Origin of the sequence: Streptomyces rimosus (assembly GCF_008704655.1) — a bacterium.
Taxonomy (GTDB): domain Bacteria; phylum Actinomycetota; class Actinomycetes; order Streptomycetales; family Streptomycetaceae; genus Streptomyces; species Streptomyces rimosus.
The window spans coordinates 8,286,882-8,302,101 of sequence record NZ_CP023688.1 but is presented as its reverse complement, the minus strand read 5'-3'; the positions used below and the strand labels follow the sequence as shown (position 1 = coordinate 8,302,101).

The following is a 15,220-nucleotide window of genomic DNA, read 5'->3' as shown; positions in this document are numbered from 1 at the left end:
GCAGTTGATTCGCGCCCCGGGCTCCGGGCATCGTGTTTTTCCGACTGGCGACAGCGCGGCACGGTGCGGTGCCGCGGACGGGGATGACCGATGAGCGCAGGGGCCGAGGACCCGCCGCCGCCCGGAATCACGGGCCGCGCGGCGGAGCGCGGCGCCCTGCGCGAGCTGCTCGCCCGGAGCCCGCTGGTGACCGTGACCGGCCCCGCGAACGTGGGGAAGAGCACACTCGCCCGTGCCGTCCTGGAGGAGGCCGCGCGGCACCACGGCCGCCCCGGCGGCTTCGTCCGGGTCGGCTGCCGGGAGGACGTGGCCGAGGACGGCGTCACCGCGGCCCTCAGCCGGGCGGCGGGCCTGCCGTACGACACGACGCCGCAGACCCTGGCCGCCCACTGCGCCCGGCTCGGCCTGACCGTACTGCTCGATGACTGCGATCCGGTGGCGGGCGCGTGCGCGTGGCTGGTGCGGCAGCTGCTGCGGGCGGGGGCGGCGGCGGGGCGCGCGAGGGCGGCGGGGCCGGTTCTTCGGCCGGGGGCAGCCGGGCCGGACGTGTCTGCCGGGTACGGTCTGCGGATCGTGGCCACCGCGCGGCAGCCGTTGGGGGTGGGGGCGGAGCGGGTTGTGGGGGTGCGGGGGTGGTCACGGCCGGATGGTGTGGGGGCTATCGCGCGGCAGGTGCTCGCTCCGCAGGTGACCGCCCCCACACCGCAGGTGATCACCTCCGAGCAGCAGGCGCCCTCCCCCAAACCGCACGTGATCGCTCCCGAGCAGCAGGTGCTCGGCCCCACACCGCCCGTGATCGCCCCCGAGCCGTACGGGACCGCCACCCTCATGCCGTACGTCCCTGCCGCCACCAGCGGCCCACACCCCTCCCCCACCCCGCTCACCCCCACCGACCACCTCGTATGGGCGCGCCTCTCCGTCCTCTCCGGGGACTTCGACGGCTGGCTGGCGGGGTGTCTCGGCATCAGCAGTGACGTTTCTGCGCAGGACGTCGAGGCGGCTCTCGAACGTCTGCTGCGGGCCTCCGTCCTCGTCCGCGTACGGAACGCCCAGACCACCGCCCGCACTGCCAACCCGGGCGTCCCCGGTCCGGCCGCCCCACCCCGCTACCGTCTCCCCGCCGCCGCCCGCGCCGTCGGCCTGGCGCGCGTCCGGGCGGCCGGCGAGGAAGGCGTAGCGCTGCGCGCGTTCCGGATGGCTTGCGCCGCGCTTGCCGCCGAGGCGCAGATCGCCTGGCAGGGCCCCGACCGCCGGATCGCCGTACAGCTGGTGGAGACCGAGCGGCACAACCTGCGGGCCGCGCTGGCCCGGCCCCCGCTGGACGCCGCCGACGCCCTCACCGCCCTGGACACCGCGGTCTCGCTCTGGTTCCGGTGGGGCGTCTGCGGCCGTCGGCGGGAGGGCCGCGCCCATCTCGGGCGTCTGTTGCGGCACTGCGGCGACGACACCGCCGTACGGGCCCGCGCCCTGTGGCTGGCGGGCTGGCTCGCCGCGCAGGACCACGCCCTCCGCACCGCCGAGTCGCTGCTCGACCGGGCCGCGCGCGCGGCCGCCCGGCACGCCGACGCGGACACACTGGCCCGCGTCGCGCACGCCCGCGGCGTCCTGGCCCTGCGCCGCGCGGACACCGGCACCGCCGTGGCCTGGCTGCGCAGGGCCGCCGAGCACACGTATCAGGACCCCTGGTACGGGCCCGGGCCCGCGTACAGCCAGGTCCTGCTGGCCATCGCGCTGGCGGCCTCAGGACCGGCGGGCGCCCCCGTACCCGCACCCAGGCCGTGGGGCATGGCCGCGGCCGTGCCCCTCACCCCCGCCCGCACCACGCAAAACGAAACCCGCAGCGGTCCCCTCCCGGGGCCCCGCTGCGGGCTCGGTCCCACCTGACGGAACGCCGTCGCGTCACTCTGCCAGCGCGTCCACCGGCTTGGCGGCCGCCGCCTCGCGCTGGGCCGCCGCCTTCGCCGCCCGCCGCTTCATCACGACGAACGAACCGATGCCGAACAGCGCCGCGGCCACCAGCCCCACCCAGGAGAACTTGCTGAGCCAGGACTCCGCGACCTTGCCGACGTAGTAGATCAGCGCGGTCGTGCCGCCGGCCCAGATGACGCCGCCGAGCACATTGGCGATGAGGAATTTCCAGTACGGCATTTTCAGCACGCCCGAGAGCGGCCCGGCGAAAATGCGCAGCAGGGCGATGAAACGGCCGAAGAAGACGGCCCACATGCCCCACTTGTCGAACTTCTCCTCGGCCATCGCCACCTGGTCGGGCCCGAAGTGCTTCGGGAATTTCCGGCCGGCCCAGTTGACCAGCGGCTGACCGCCCTTGCGGCCGATCAGATAGCCGATGGAATCTCCGATGATCGCGCCGGCGGACGCACAGGCGCCCAGCACCAGCGGATTGATGTGGTCCTGGGTCGCGGCCAGCAGCGCCGAACTGACCAGGACGATCTCACCGGGCAGCGGAATGCCGAGGCTCTCCAGGCCGATGACCAACCCCACGATGAGGTACACGCTCACGGCCGGAATCGTCTCCAGCCACTCCATCTGCAAGGCCGCTTCCTCCAACTAGATGCCGGGCCCCCGCGGGCCACTGCCCGGCGTCCGCGACGCCGACGAAGACCGGAAGTCCCCCCGGGCGTCCGCGTGCCGCGGCGCGCCCGGGCAGCCTACTCGATCTCCTTCGGCCGCCCCGCTGCCCCGGCGTCAGGGACACGGCCCGCCGCGCAGCACGCGACGGGCCGGTGAACACCTGGGCGGCGGGCCGCTGACCGGGCCACATTTCCGTACCGTCGTACGAGACGCGCCCTGGCGGCGCGGAGTTGCCTCGGAGCCCGCGGCAATCTGCGAGAGGGGTACGCGGGAAGGTGCGCGGTGGCCCCGGGCAGGTGCGGGGCCACCGATGCCGCACCCGTCCTACTTCTCCTTCGCGGGGTCGTTCGGGCGCAGCGTCCACACGATGGTCATCTCGCCGGTGACCGCGCCGTCCTCCCTGGTGATCGCGACGTTCACCGGGAACTCCGGCCGCTCGCCGGCGTCCAGCTCGGCGATGACGTCGGCGACCGGGCGGCCGATTTCGGCGGTGGCGGTGACCTCGCCCATGGCGAGCTTCCGGTAGCCGATCTCGGCCCGTACGGCGAGCGGCACGGCCCGCGAGAGCTGGTCGCCGAAGGCCGCGAGGACGATCGCGCCGCTGGCCGACTCGGCGAGGGTGAACATCGCGCCGGCGTGCGGCCCGCCGACGTGGTTGTGGTAATCCGCCTGGTCGGGCAGCCGGACCACGGCCCGCTCGGCGGTGGTCTCGACGAATACGAGGTTGAGCGTGCGGGCCATCGGTACGGTGGCCGCCATCATTGCGCCGATCGACGGCTGGGTGTCGGAGGACATGCCGCCATGTTACCTATGAGTAGCTTATCGGGGGAAGCCCCGGCCGGTTTTCCCGCCGGAGGACCGCGACGCATATCGTGGTGGCCCATGTGGCCAGGTCAGCAGCCGCCCGAAGGCGAACAGAACCCGAATTCCGCGCGGCATCCCCTCCGGGGGCACAGACCGGCGCGGCCGTGCTGAACACCGACCGCGCGGACGGCCGAGGCGGCGTCCGCCGCCCCCGCCGCCTCCCGGACTGGGCCGGACGCAACTACACCCTGCTGACATCCGCCGCCGTGGTCGCCAACCTCGGCAGCGCGGGCTCGCTGATCGCGGCGGCGTTCGCGGTGCTCGGCACCGGCGGCTCGGCCACCGACGTCGGCCTGGTCGCCACGGCCCGTACGGTGCCGCTCGTCGTCTTCCTGCTGATCGGCGGCGCGGTCGCCGACCGGCTGCCGCGCCACCGCGTGATGGTCGCCGCGAACGCGCTCAACTGCGTCTCACAAGGTCTCTTCGCGCTGCTCGTACTGACCGGCGAGGCCCGGCTGTGGCAGATGGCGGTGCTGGCCGCGCTCGGCGGCACCGGGCAGGCGTTCTTCGCCCCGGCCTCCGAGGGAATGGTCCTCTCCAGCGTCTCCGGGGAACACTCCGGCCGGGCCTTCGCCTTCTTCCGTATGAGCATGAACGGCGCCAACATCGGCGGTGCCGCACTCGGCGGCGCCCTGGTCGCCGCCGTCGGACCCGGCTGGGTCCTGGCCATCGACGCCGCGGCCTTCGCCGTCGCGGGCGCCCTGCGCGCCTTCCTCGACGTCGGCCACATCCCCGAGCGCGCCCCCACCACCGGTCTCCTGCGCGACCTGCGCGACGGCTGGCGCGAGGTGGTCTCCCGGCCTTGGCTGTGGGCCGTGATCGGGCAGTTCGCGGTCGTCAACGCCGTCGTGGTGGCGGCCGAGGCGGTGTACGGGCCGATGGTCGCCGAGGAGCACCTGGGCGGCCCCCGGCCGTGGGGCCTCGCGCTGGCCGCCTTCGGCGCGGGCACGGTCGGCGGCGCGCTGCTCATGATGCGCGTCAAGCCCCGACGCATCCTGCTCACCGGCGTCCTGTGCGTCTTCCCGCTCGCCCTCCCGTCGGCCGCGCTCGCCGTTCCGGTGCCGGTCCCCGTGCTGCTCCTGGTGATGTTCGGCACCGGCATCGCGCTGGAGGTGTTCGGCGTGCTGTGGATGGTGGCGCTGCACCAGGAGATACCGGAGGAGAAGTTCTCCCGGGTCTCGTCGTACGACTGGTTCGGCTCGCTGGCGATCACTCCGGCGGCCACCGCGCTGGCCGGGCCCGTACAGGACCTGATCGGCCGGACCGCCGCACTGTGGGGCTGCTCCGCGCTGATCGCGCTGCTGACGGCGGCCGCGCTGTGCGTACGGGACGTCCGCCGGCTGACGCGCCGGTCCAGCGGTACGCCGGAGCGGCGCGGCGCGCCGGAAACGGCCCCGGGCACCGGGGCCGCCTCAGCCGATGCTGAAGGCCCCGTCGGGCGGGCGGGGTGACGGTACGGCCTGGTCGTCGTGGACCGGTACGGCGTCACCGATCAGCCGTCGGAGCGCCGCGCCGTGCTCGACCCGCGCGGGGAACACATCGGCCGCGGTGCGCCGGGCCAGCTGAGTGATCGGCAGTTCGGCCCGGGACGCGGCCATCACGATGTTGCCGAAACGGCGGCCGCGCAGCACCGCGGGTTCGGCGATCACACAGAGGTGGTCGAAAAGGGTGGCGAAATTGGCGAGCTGGGCCCGCAGGAAGTCGAAAGGCGCGCTGTCGGCGAGGTTCGCCGTGTAGACCCCGTACGGCCGCAGGACGCGGGCGGCAGCACGCGCGTACTCGGCCGAGGCCAGATGCGCGGGCACCCGCGAGCCACCGAAGACATCCGCCACGATCACGTCCGCGCTCCGCTCCGTCGCCGCTTCCAGAGCCGTACGGGCGTCCTCGGCCCGCACCGCGATGCCGCTGTCCGGGGGCAGCGGCAGATGTTCGGCGACCAGGGCGAGCAGCCCGCGGTCGGCCTCGACGACGTCCTGGCGGGAGCCCGGACGGGTCGCGGCGAGATAGCGCGGCAGGGTCAGCGCCCCGCCTCCCAGGTGCAGCACGTCGAGCGGCTCGGTCGGAGCGGCGGCCGCGTCCAGGAGGGCCGCGAGACGGCGCGCGTACTCGAATTCCAGCTCGGTCGGCGCGTCGAGATCGACATACGACTGCGGGGCACCGTCCACGGTCAATAGCCAGGCGCGCGCCCGGCCCACGTCCGGCATCAGCTTGGCGGTGCCGCAGTCGACGGGGCGGGTTATGGGGATGGGGTCGGGGGTGGGGGTGGCGGTGTCGGGAGTGGGCGGGCCGGGGTTCGCTTCCGGGGCCGGGGACGGATCGGGGGACGAGGCCGGGGCGGGTGCCGAGGCCGGTTCCTGGCCGGTGCCTCGCATCTCCGGGACCCGCACGGAAGGTCGCTGCGGTGAATACGGCGAATCCGACAGCTTCGGCGCGTTCGCAGCCTCCTGCGACTTGGGCGGCTCCGGAACCTCCTGCGACTTCGGCGACCAAGGGATCTCCCCCGGTCCCGTCCCGGCCACGTCAGGCGCCGCCCCGGCTGTCCCGTCCTCGGCCCGCGTGTCCCGTATCCGCCCGGCTGCTTCGTCCACCGTCCCATTGTGCCGGTACGGGGGCGCGCTCCGACCCCCGTCGAACCGGCCGCGTACCGCCCGTACCGCCCCCTCCGCCTCCCCGCTTCACTCCTCCCACACCGCCCGGACCTCCTTGACGTGCGCCGCGGCCTGGCGGCGCCCGGCAAGGGCCGCGGCGGCGCGCTTGGCCGGGTCCAGGACGTTGCGGCCGAAGGCGGCGCGGGCCGCGCGGTCGGGCACGATGACGCTCACCCGCGCACCGCGCCGCGTCAAGGCCGCCCCCTGCGACCGCGCACTGGCGAGGGGACCGCCGCCGGCCGCCACCGGCGCCAGGACGACGACCCGGCCGTACCCGGCGGCGAGGTCCGCGTTGGCGCTGGAGTGCACGCCGCCGTCGATCCACCGCTGCCCGCCGATGCTCACCGGCGGCCACACGCCGGGCACCGCGCAGCTCGCGCTCACCGCGTCCACCAGACCGGCACCGCTCGTGTCGTCGAAGGCCGTCCGCCGCCCGGTCACCGCGTCCACCGCCGTGATCATCAGCCGTCGCGCCGGCCAGTCGTGGCAGACCAGGCGCCGCGCGATCGCGTCGCGCCGGCCGGGCCCGGACGCGGCGCGGGCGGTCATGGCGAGGCGCCCCATCCGTACCCCGAAGTCCACCGCATCGCGCGAACGCAGCGCCAGGTAGGCGAAGCGGGCCAGCTCCCGCGCGCCCATGCGCGCCGCGGTCTCCCCCGTGTCCGGGACCAGCTGACGCGCGAACAGCTCCTCCGGTGTCAGACGGCCGGACGTGAGCTGGGCGCCCACGATGGAACCGGCCGAGGTCCCGATGACCACATCGGCCGTACCGAGATCCACGCCGGCCTCGACGAGACCGGCGAGCATGCCGATCTCCCACCCGATGCCCGTGTATCCCCCGCCGCCCAGCACCAGTGCCGTCCCGGTCATCGCGGTCCCCTTTCCGGTTCCGTCGGGTTCGGTTCGGGACACTTCCGTTCCGTACGGCAGTGTGGCAGCCCGCGCCGCGCCTGTACCGGTGCGCGGGAGGGGCACGGGGCCGGCACAGGACCGAAATCGGCCTGCCCCGGCCCCGTCCCTTCCGGCTCCGGCTACGCCTCGGCCACCGTGCGGACCGTCCCCGCCCCGACCGTCCTGCCGCCCTCGCGGATGGCGAAGCCGAGGCCGGGCTCCAGCGGTACGTCGCGCCCCAGCTCGACGGTCATCGTCACCGTCTCACCGGGCCGGGCGACCACGCGCTCACCGAGGTCGATGTCGCCGACCACGTCCGCCGTACGGATGTAGAACTGCGGGCGGTACCCGGTGGACAGCGGCGTGCGGCGGCCGCCCTCCTCCGTGGACAGCACGTACACCTCGGCGGTGAAGCGCCGCCGCGGCGTCACACTGTCCGGCGCCGCGACCACGTGCCCCCTGCGCACCTGCTCCCGGTGCAGACCGCGCAGCAGCAGCGCGACGTTGTCCCCCGCCTGGGCCGACTCCATCGGTTTTCCGAAGGTCTCCACGCCGGTCACCGTCGTCTCCGTGCCGGCGCCGAGCACCGCGACCCGGTCGCCGACGCGTACCGTGCCGCGCTCGACGGCCCCGGTGACGACCGTGCCGCGCCCGGTGATGGTCAGCACGTTCTCCACCGGCAGCAGGAACGGCGCGTCGAGGTAGCGCTCCGGCGTCGGTACGTAGGTGTCCACCGCGTCGAGCAGCGCCTCGATGGCCCGGCTCCAGCGCGGGTCGCCCTCCAGGGCGCGCAGCCCGGAGACCCGTACGACGGGCACGTGGTCCCCGTCGTAGCCGTGCGCCGTCAGCAGCTCGCGGACCTCCAGTTCCACCAGGTCGGTCAGCTCGGGGTCGCCCGCGTCGGCCTTGTTCAGCGCGACGACGACGTGCCGGACGCCGACCTGCTTGGCGAGCAGGACGTGCTCGGCGGTCTGCGGCATGATCCCGTCGAGCGCGGAGACGACGAGGATCGCCCCGTCGAGCTGCGCCGCGCCGGTGACCATGTTCTTGATGAAGTCGGCGTGGCCCGGCATGTCGACATGGGCGTAGTGCCGGGTGTCGGTCTCGTACTCGACGTGCGAGATGTTGATGGTGATGCCGCGCGCGGCTTCCTCCGGGGCCCGGTCGATCCGGTCGAAGGGCACGAAGGTGCCGCTGCCGTGCTCGCTGAGCACCTTGGTGATCGCGGCGGTCAGGGTCGTCTTGCCGTGGTCGACGTGGCCCATGGTGCCGATGTTCAGGTGGGGCTTGGTGCGCACGTATGCCGTCTTGGGCATGGCTGTGGTTCCTCGCGTGAAAGCGGTGAATACGGCGGTCCCGCGGACCGCCGTGGGAACCCCTCGATCCCGCCGACCCTCCCCCTGCGGGGTTCGCCGGTCGATCCGGAGAGGGTCAGCTTCGCGCGCCGGTGGCCGCGGGGACGGCGCCGGCCGCGGCAGCGGCGGGGGCGGCGTCCGCCGCGACGGTGTCCGTGGCGATGGCGGCGCCGGGGAACTGCACGGCGTCGGCCTCGGCCTTGAGAGCGGCGATGAGCGCCGCGATCGAGTCGACGGCAGCCTTCGGCGCGTCCGCGACTGCGGACGTGAGCGCGAGGTAGGACTGCCGGAACATGCCGTAAGGATCTCGTGCGGGGGTGGGCCGCGTCGAGCGATTTATTTGTGGGGGAGGGAAGGGACCGGGCAGGGGTGGGGCATGCCCCCGTAGACCACCCCCCTCCCCACCGGCTTCCCCTCCCCCTTCACCCACGAGCGACCGTGAATACACCTCCACGCCACGCTTGTCGGTTACGCTCCCGGGATGCTCGAACCCGCCGCAACGCCCGACGGCCTCGCCGCGCGCTGCACGCGTGTGCTCTTCTCCCCTTGGGCCCGGCTCGCCGTACTTTTCGTCCTGCTCGCCGGCGCCTCCATCGCGATGATCATCTGGCAGCCGCAGCGGCTGCTCGCCCACGGATGGCCGCCGGCATGGGCCGGCGGCGGCGCCGTGGTGATCTTCGGACTCGCGTACGGAGTGTGCACCACCGCCTTCGTCCCCCGCCCGGTCCTGAACCTCGCCGCCGGCGCGATCTTCGGCAGCCTGCCCGGCTTTCTCTCCGCGCTGGCCGGTACGGTCCTCGGCGCCGGCCTCGCGTTCGGGCTCGGCCGCCTGCTGGGGCAGGACGCCCTGCGGCCCCTGCTGCGGGCCCGCTGGCTGACCGCCGCCGACCGGCAGCTCAGCGAGCACGGCTTCCGCTCGATGATGGCGATCCGCCTCTTCCCCGGCCTGCCGTTCTGCGCGACGAACTACTGCGCCGCGGTCTCCCGCATGAGCTGGGGCGCGTTCTTGCTGGCCACGACGCTGGGCAGCGTGCCCAACACCGCCGCGTACGTCATCGCCGGCGCCCGCGCCTCGTCGCCCACCTCGCCCGCCTTCCTGATCTCCACCGCCTTCATCGTGGTCTCCGGCCTGGCCGCGGTGGCCGTGGCCTGGCGCAAACGCGCGTCAATCCGGGGGCGTTGACCGGCGGGCGTCCGGAAAGAGCCATTTGCCCCCCGGACACTTTCGGGCGCTACGCTGCCCCCAACCGGTCACCGATCCCTCCGGCCGCCGCACGCACTCCCGTCCCTTCCGCCCTCGTACCGCCTGACCCGCACCTTCACCGGGTAAGCGCTTGATCACCCTCTGGATGGCATAGCTCCGATGCACTGGTTTGAATCCTTCATCCTCGGCCTGGTCCAAGGGTTGACCGAGTTCCTGCCCATCTCCTCCAGCGCGCACCTGCGGCTGACCGCGGCGTTCGCGGGCTGGCAGGACCCCGGCGCGGCCTTCACCGCGATCACGCAGATCGGCACCGAGGCCGCCGTCCTGATCTACTTCCGCAAGGACATCGCGCGGATCGTCGGCACCTGGGCGCGCTCCCTGTTCAACCGCGAGCTGCGGCACGACCACGACGCCCAGATGGGGTGGCTGGTCATCGTCGGCTCGATCCCGATCGGGGTGCTGGGCGTCACCCTCAAGGACGCGATCGAGGGCCCCTTCCGCGACCTGCGGCTGATCGCGACCACCCTGATCGTCATGGGCGTCGTCCTGGGCTTCGCGGACCGGCTGGCCGCCCGCGACGAGTCCGGCGGCCGCCATCGCGCCGTCAAACAGCGCAAGACCCTCACCGACCTGAACGTCAAGGACGGCCTGATCTACGGCGTCTGCCAGGCCATGGCCCTGATCCCGGGCGTCTCCCGCTCCGGCGCCACGATCAGCGGCGGCCTCCTGATGGGCTACACCCGCGAAGCCGCGGCCCGCTACTCCTTCCTCCTCGCCATCCCCGCCGTCCTGGCCTCCGGCGTCTACGAACTCAAGGACGCCTTCGGCAGCGAAGCCGCCGCGAGCCATGTCTCCTGGGGGCCGACCATTTTCGCCACGGTCATCGCCTTCGTCGTGGGATACGCCGTCATCGCGTGGTTCATGAAGTTCATTACGACGAAGAGCTTCATGCCGTTCGTCATCTACCGCATCCTCCTGGGCATCGCCCTGTTCGCACTGGTCAGCGCAGGCGTACTGAGCCCGCACGCGGGGGAATCGGCGGGGTGAGGGGACGGTTCCGGTCCCCTTGAATGATGCCCGGACCGCTTCGCGGGTGGCGCATGAAGCCTGCGCACCGGCGCCAAGCACCGGACCGTGGCCCTGTTGAAGTCCTACGGCTGGACGGACATCCTCGACCTCGGCCCACTCGTCAGCGCCCGCGGTATGGAGAGGTACGCGCACCTGCACTCCGCCATCGGATTCAGCCTGGGCCAGGGCTTCGGCGGCCGCTTCGGCATCACAGTCGTCCGCTGATCCCTGCCACGGGCAAGGAGACGCCATGAGCGACAAGACCACCGGCAGCACTGGCCCCCTGTCCGGGAAAATCGTGTGCCACGCGATGTGGGCCCACGATGGCCGGCAGCTCGCCGACTTCTACGCCACCGCCCTGGGCACCACGGTCACCGAGACCTATCCCGCCGAGAACGGCGAAGGTGCCGCCAGCGCTTTCCACGTGAACGGGGTCATGTACCTCTTCTACAACTCGGCCTCCTACCAGGCCCCCAACTGGCCCGAGGAGGACCTGCCCTTTCACATGGATCTCACGTTCCCCGACGCCGCAGCAGCCGAGAAGCAGCTACTGGAATTGGGCGCCACCAAACCCGCCCACCAACCCGGCGGAAAGCACTGGACAGTCCTCCTCGACCCCGCCGGCCGGCCCTTCTGCATCCACGACGCTCGTTGAGAACCGCAACGCCATTTCCTCTCGCGTCGGTAATGAGTCGCCGCAGCGTGTCGCGCGTGCGCTCCACTCCCCAGAGCCGATGACCCTCTCCGCATTCGGCTCGGGGCGCTCATGCCCGACTACCTGGCAGCGGAGCGCTGTTCAAGAGTGATGTCCACCCCAGGCGCACTGCGGTGGAAAGCCGGAAGGAACCCTCCCCGGACAAGGGCCTGTTTCTGGGCTGCGGCGGTGCGGGTGGCGGCCTGGCGGGCGTTGGCGGAGAGATGGTTGCAGGTGATGTGCCAGACGCGGAGTGTGTGGGTCAGGCGCTGTTGCAGGAGGGCCGGGGTGGCGGGCAGGTGGTCGAGGGTGCCGAGTGTGGCGGCGGTTCGGTCCGTACCCAGGTCGGGGCGGGCAGTGAACGCCTCCTTGAAGGCGGTGGCGATCAGTCCGCACCGGGCGCCGCTGAAGAGGACGGCGTCGCCGGGTGCGTCGTGGATGCGCAGGGTGCGGATCACGGCGTGGGTGTCCCACTGGCGGCTGTCCTCCTGGCGGATGGCCTGGTGGGACGCGTAGAGGGGGACGACCGTCAGGAGTACGAGCAGCAGTTGCTGGTACGGGGGCACGACGGTGGCGGCCAGTGCGAGCAGCAGGGCCAGGGCCGGCAGGCAGAACAGCAGGTAGCGGTAGGCGAAGAGGGGGTGGCCCAGGGAGACGGCCATGAGGAGCAGCGGGGGCACGGCCAGCCAGGGCACGCCGACCGCCAGGGCCAGGGACGGCGCCTTGTGCCGACGTACCGCGAGAAGCGCCAAGGCGGCCAGGGCGGTGCAGGTGAGCAGGAGTTTCAGTGCGGTGGGAAGGGTGCCCTGGCCGGGGGTGAGGAGCCAGGTGAAGTAGTTGAACGGGGTTCCGGCGGTGACCGGCGCGGCGTCGCCGACGGCGGAGCTCTGGGCGGCGGCGAGTATCAGCAGCGGGACGACGGCGGTGAGGCCCGCAGTCAGGGCGAGTAGCAGACGTACGACGACGCGGCGGCCGGGGCGCCGCAGGATCACGGTGACCGCGTGGGCGGCCACCAGCAGCAGCCCCAGCAGGTTGAACCAGCCCAGCAGGGCGATCAGTACGGCATAGCCGGCCGGCCACCGGCCCCCGGCCCGGCTGGACAGGGCCTTCACCAGGGCGCCCGTGGCCAGTACCGCCACCGCCATGACGAAGGCGAACGAGCGGGCCTCCTGCGCGTAGCGTGACGCGGTCGGCAGAACGGCGAGCAGCAGCCCCGCGTACAGCCCGAGACGCGGACCGCCGAGCAGCCTCCCCAGCCACGCCAGGCCGGCTGCCGCGACGGCCACCGCCACCGCGGACGGCACCCGCGCCGTGAACTCGTTCAGCCCTCCATTCAGCTGCCCGACCAGCCACATCAGCACGTAGTGCAGGCCGTGGACCGCGTCGACCCGCCCCAGCAGCTCCATCAGCTGTGGCCAGGACCGCCGCGCCACGTCGATGGTGACGATCTCGTCGGTCCACGCGGAGGGGGCCCAGTTCCCCCATATGCCGAGGACGAGCGCGACGGCCGGCGGCGCCGAACCGGCCGCGCCCCTCAGCAGGGCACGGCCGACGGAGGCACCGGGTATGACGGCCACGGCAGGCCGGGGCGAGGTGGCGGTCACGGTGTTGCTTTCGTCTCCGGGAGGTGGAGGGTGAAGGTGGTGCCGGGGCGGGGGTGGTTGGTGTGAGCGGTGAGGGTGCCGTGGTGGCGGTGGGCGATGTCGCGGGCGATGGCCAGGCCGAGGCCGCTGCCGCCGGTGTCGCGGGCGCGGGCCTCGTCGAGGCGGGTGAAGCGTTCGAAGACCCGCTCCAGGTCCTGTGGGTCGAGCGGGGCGCCGTCGTTGTGTACGGAGATGTCCCAGCCGTGTGCCCGCGGGGTGATGGTGAGGGTGACGCGGTCGGCGGCGTGCCGGTGGGCGTTGTCGAGCAGGTTGCGCAGGAGCCGGTGGAGTTGGAGGGCGTCACCTCTTACGGGCGCTTCTTCGGGGAACGGCCCGAGGACCACCGGCAGGCCGCGGTGGCCGTACTCATGGGCCAGTTCGTGAGCGATCTCGACCAGGTCGACAACGTCCCGTGGCTCCTGCGTGCTGGGGCGGGCGAGGTAGAGGAGGTCGTCGGTGACGCGGCGGAGCCGGTCGGTGGCCTTGAGGGCGTCCTGGACCGCGTCGGTGAGGTGTTCGGGATGGGCGAGGGCGACTTCGAGCTGGGTGTGCAGGGCCGTGATCGGCGAGCGGAGTTCGTGGGAGGCGTCGGCGACGAACCGGCGTTGCCGTTCGGCGGCTTCTTCGAGGTGGTTCAAGGTGGAGTTCGTGGTCTCGGCCAGAGCGCGGATCCGGTCGCGGGCAACCGGGACGGGGACCCGTCGGTGCAGGTCGGTGGTGTCGGTGATGTCCGCCACCTGCGCGCGGATGGCCTCGACGGGCCCGAGGGAGCGGCGGGTGGTGATCCAGGCGGTGGCCGCCACGATCAGCGCGGCGGCGGGGACGCCTGCCTTCAGGGGCGTGTCGAGGGAGGCGACCGCGGCGTCGGCGTCGTCGGGCGGGACCAGGTGGTAGACGGTACGCCGGCATCTGCCGGGTGCGTCGGCGGGGTCGGTACAGCGGTGGGCGGGGAGGGTGTAGCGGGCGGCGACGGCGGTGACGTCCCGGTGGAGCAGGCGATCGATACGTAGACGGGCCTGCGCCCGGGTGTTCGCGGCGGTGGCATCGTCTCCCTGCGGGAGGGCGGCTTCGAGCTGGGCGCGCCACCGCTGCGCCAGACCGCGGGTTCGCCCGGCGCTGACGGTGACCGTACGGGTCCAGTCGGGGCCAGCGTCGGGCGGGGCGGGCGGCAGCAGTTCGGCGAGACCGTCCAGGGCGACGGCGATGCCGGGGGCCGGGTGCACCCGGCCACTGTCGTCGATCTCGATCTTGGGCCAGAAGCCCCGTTCGAAGACGTGGCTCTGTTCCGCGGTCGGCTCGGTCGCCGCGGTGGTACGGGCCTGGACGGCAGCGAGGCGAGCGGTCTGCTCAAGCGTCTCGTCGTGTACGTGGCCGCGCAGCCACCACGCTCCGGCCGTGAAGACAACACAGGCGGCGAGCCCGGCGACGACCGCGGCCCGGATTTCGGTCGGTACCCACCGCAGCACTCCGGTCCGCGGCCTGCGCTCCGCCGTACGTCCCGTGCGCCCCGTGCGTCCTTCGTGCCCCGGAGGAACGGCCTGCTCAGTCACCGGTGCTCCCGATGGGCGCAAGGCGATAGCCGTACCCGCGAACGGTCTCGATCGAGCGCGTCCCCCACGGGGTGTCGATCTTGCGGCGGAGGGCGGAGACGTACACCTCCACGATCGAGGCGTCACCGCGGAAGGCCGGGTCCCACACCTCGTCGAGGATCTCGCCCTTGGACAGCACCCGGCCGTTGGCGCGGATCAGCGCGGCGAGTACGCCGAACTGTTTGCCGGTGAGATGGACGGCCGTGGCGCCGCGTCCGGCCCGGCGGGTGGCCAGGTCGACCCACAGGTCCCCGTGGCTCAGCACGGGTGAGGTGCCGTAGCTGCCACCGCGTCGCAGCAGGGCCCGCAGCCTGGAGAGCAGGACGACGTAGGAGAACGGCTTGGTGAGGTAGTCGTCGGCTCCGGTGTCCAGCCCCTCGGCTTCGTCGTGCTCGCCGTCCTTCGCGGTCAGCATCAGAACCGGTGTGGTGACGCCGGCGGCCCGCAGCCGGCCGCACACCCCATAGCCGTGCAGACGCGGCAGCATGACGTCCAGAACGATGACGTCGTGGTCCCCGGCCAGCGCGAATTCCAGGCCGGTGACGCCGTCGGTGGCGACGTCCACGGTGTACCCCTCGGCGGTCAGGCCGCGTCGGATGGCGGGGCCGACCTGGGGATCGTCCTCGATGAGCAGAATGCGATGCACGCCATCAAGCCTGGCACACTTTTCGCTTT

15 protein-coding genes are annotated in these 15,220 nt (G+C 72.9%); 6 read left to right on the top strand and 9 right to left on the bottom strand.

All coding sequences use genetic code 11. The features are described from left to right. Positions 1 to 90 precede the first annotated feature (90 nt). Complete coding sequence (locus CP984_RS36425) at positions 91 to 1,884, top strand: ATP-binding protein (protein WP_050498763.1); 1,794 nt, start codon at positions 91 to 93, stop codon at positions 1,882 to 1,884. Between the two features lie 15 nt (positions 1,885 to 1,899). On the opposite strand, the gene CP984_RS36420 is transcribed toward CP984_RS36425, so the two are convergent. Continuing rightward, positions 1,900 to 2,544 carry a DedA family protein gene (locus tag CP984_RS36420; protein ID WP_003987262.1) on the bottom strand — a complete coding sequence of 215 codons (645 nt, stop codon included), beginning with the start codon at positions 2,542 to 2,544 and terminating at the stop codon, positions 1,900 to 1,902. Positions 2,545 to 2,913: 369 nt separating this feature from the next. Continuing rightward, positions 2,914 to 3,384, bottom strand: coding sequence for a DUF4442 domain-containing protein (locus CP984_RS36415; protein ID WP_003987263.1), 471 nt, complete (start codon positions 3,382 to 3,384; stop codon positions 2,914 to 2,916). A 173-nt stretch (positions 3,385 to 3,557) separates the two neighbouring features. Here CP984_RS36415 and CP984_RS36410 point away from each other — a divergent pair, with 173 nt between their 5' ends. Next, complete coding sequence (locus CP984_RS36410; RefSeq protein ID WP_003987264.1) at positions 3,558 to 4,904, top strand: MFS transporter; 1,347 nt, start codon at positions 3,558 to 3,560, stop codon at positions 4,902 to 4,904. On the opposite strand, the gene CP984_RS36405 is transcribed toward CP984_RS36410, so the two are convergent. The 4 genes from CP984_RS36405 to CP984_RS36390 all read right to left on the bottom strand — a co-directional run bounded on the left by CP984_RS36405 (position 4,866) and on the right by CP984_RS36390 (position 8,642). Continuing rightward, positions 4,866 to 5,657 carry a spermidine synthase gene (locus CP984_RS36405; protein ID WP_063781743.1) on the bottom strand — a complete coding sequence of 264 codons (792 nt, stop codon included), beginning with the start codon at positions 5,655 to 5,657 and terminating at the stop codon, positions 4,866 to 4,868. The two genes, CP984_RS36410 and CP984_RS36405, sit on opposite strands and share 39 nt — an antisense overlap. 471 nt (positions 5,658 to 6,128) lie before the next feature. Further along, entirely contained in the window at positions 6,129 to 6,971 is an 843-nt protein-coding gene (locus tag CP984_RS36400; protein ID WP_030177790.1) for a patatin-like phospholipase family protein, read from the bottom strand. Between the two features lie 161 nt (positions 6,972 to 7,132). Further along, complete coding sequence (gene tuf / locus CP984_RS36395) at positions 7,133 to 8,308, bottom strand: elongation factor Tu (protein ID WP_003987131.1); 1,176 nt, start codon at positions 8,306 to 8,308, stop codon at positions 7,133 to 7,135. Positions 8,309 to 8,423: 115 nt separating this feature from the next. After that, positions 8,424 to 8,642 (bottom strand): hypothetical protein, encoded by a 219-nt coding sequence (locus tag CP984_RS36390; RefSeq protein ID WP_003987130.1) that lies wholly within the window; start codon positions 8,640 to 8,642, stop codon positions 8,424 to 8,426. Positions 8,643 to 8,828: 186 nt separating this feature from the next. On the opposite strand from CP984_RS36390, the gene CP984_RS36385 reads away from it, so the two are divergent. The 4 genes from CP984_RS36385 (at position 8,829) to CP984_RS36370 (ending at position 11,274) form a co-directional block, all read left to right on the top strand. Continuing rightward, positions 8,829 to 9,530 (top strand): TVP38/TMEM64 family protein, encoded by a 702-nt coding sequence (locus CP984_RS36385; RefSeq protein WP_003987129.1) that lies wholly within the window; start codon positions 8,829 to 8,831, stop codon positions 9,528 to 9,530. Positions 9,531 to 9,710: 180 nt separating this feature from the next. After that, positions 9,711 to 10,598 (top strand): undecaprenyl-diphosphate phosphatase, encoded by an 888-nt coding sequence (locus CP984_RS36380; RefSeq protein ID WP_003987128.1) that lies wholly within the window; start codon positions 9,711 to 9,713, stop codon positions 10,596 to 10,598. 87 nt (positions 10,599 to 10,685) lie between these two features. Further along, the gene (locus tag CP984_RS36375; RefSeq protein ID WP_003987127.1) at positions 10,686 to 10,844 is read left to right on the top strand and encodes a hypothetical protein; all 159 of its coding nucleotides are present in this window, start codon (positions 10,686 to 10,688) and stop codon (positions 10,842 to 10,844) included. A 25-nt stretch (positions 10,845 to 10,869) separates the two neighbouring features. Continuing rightward, on the top strand, positions 10,870 to 11,274 hold the full coding sequence (locus CP984_RS36370; protein WP_003987126.1) for a VOC family protein: 405 nt from the start codon (positions 10,870 to 10,872) through the stop codon (positions 11,272 to 11,274). Positions 11,275 to 11,393: 119 nt separating this feature from the next. Here CP984_RS36370 and CP984_RS36365 read toward each other — a convergent pair whose 3' ends face one another. Genes CP984_RS36365 through CP984_RS36355 form a run of 3 tightly spaced genes read right to left on the bottom strand, consistent with a single transcriptional unit; the run spans position 11,394 to position 15,191 of the window. Further along, a complete protein-coding gene (locus CP984_RS36365) occupies positions 11,394 to 12,917 on the bottom strand; it encodes a glycosyltransferase family 39 protein (RefSeq protein ID WP_030177792.1) in 1,524 nt (507 codons plus the stop codon). Then, on the bottom strand, positions 12,914 to 14,506 hold the full coding sequence (locus CP984_RS36360; protein ID WP_129820911.1) for a sensor histidine kinase: 1,593 nt from the start codon (positions 14,504 to 14,506) through the stop codon (positions 12,914 to 12,916). Before CP984_RS36360 ends, CP984_RS36365 begins: the two co-directional genes overlap by 4 nt. Further along, a complete protein-coding gene (locus CP984_RS36355) occupies positions 14,499 to 15,191 on the bottom strand; it encodes a response regulator transcription factor (RefSeq protein ID WP_003986068.1) in 693 nt (230 codons plus the stop codon). Before CP984_RS36355 ends, CP984_RS36360 begins: the two co-directional genes overlap by 8 nt. Positions 15,192 to 15,220: the final 29 nt, after the last annotated feature.

What these genes read in the sequence shown, in the direction of transcription:
- CP984_RS36390 (WP_003987130.1), bottom strand. Translation starts at nt 8,642, where the DNA reads ATGTTCCGGCAGTCCTACCTCGCGCTCACGTCCGCAGTCGCGGACGCG.
- CP984_RS36370 (WP_003987126.1), top strand. Translation starts at nt 10,870, where the DNA reads ATGAGCGACAAGACCACCGGCAGCACTGGCCCCCTGTCCGGGAAAATC.
- CP984_RS36380 (WP_003987128.1), top strand. Translation starts at nt 9,711, where the DNA reads ATGCACTGGTTTGAATCCTTCATCCTCGGCCTGGTCCAAGGGTTGACC.
- CP984_RS36425 (WP_050498763.1), top strand. Translation starts at nt 91, where the DNA reads ATGAGCGCAGGGGCCGAGGACCCGCCGCCGCCCGGAATCACGGGCCGC.
- CP984_RS36405 (WP_063781743.1), bottom strand. Translation starts at nt 5,657, where the DNA reads ATGCCGGACGTGGGCCGGGCGCGCGCCTGGCTATTGACCGTGGACGGT.
- CP984_RS36420 (WP_003987262.1), bottom strand. Translation starts at nt 2,544, where the DNA reads ATGGAGTGGCTGGAGACGATTCCGGCCGTGAGCGTGTACCTCATCGTG.
- CP984_RS36415 (WP_003987263.1), bottom strand. Translation starts at nt 3,384, where the DNA reads ATGTCCTCCGACACCCAGCCGTCGATCGGCGCAATGATGGCGGCCACC.
- CP984_RS36385 (WP_003987129.1), top strand. Translation starts at nt 8,829, where the DNA reads ATGCTCGAACCCGCCGCAACGCCCGACGGCCTCGCCGCGCGCTGCACG.
- CP984_RS36400 (WP_030177790.1), bottom strand. Translation starts at nt 6,971, where the DNA reads ATGACCGGGACGGCACTGGTGCTGGGCGGCGGGGGATACACGGGCATC.
- tuf (WP_003987131.1), bottom strand. Translation starts at nt 8,308, where the DNA reads ATGCCCAAGACGGCATACGTGCGCACCAAGCCCCACCTGAACATCGGC.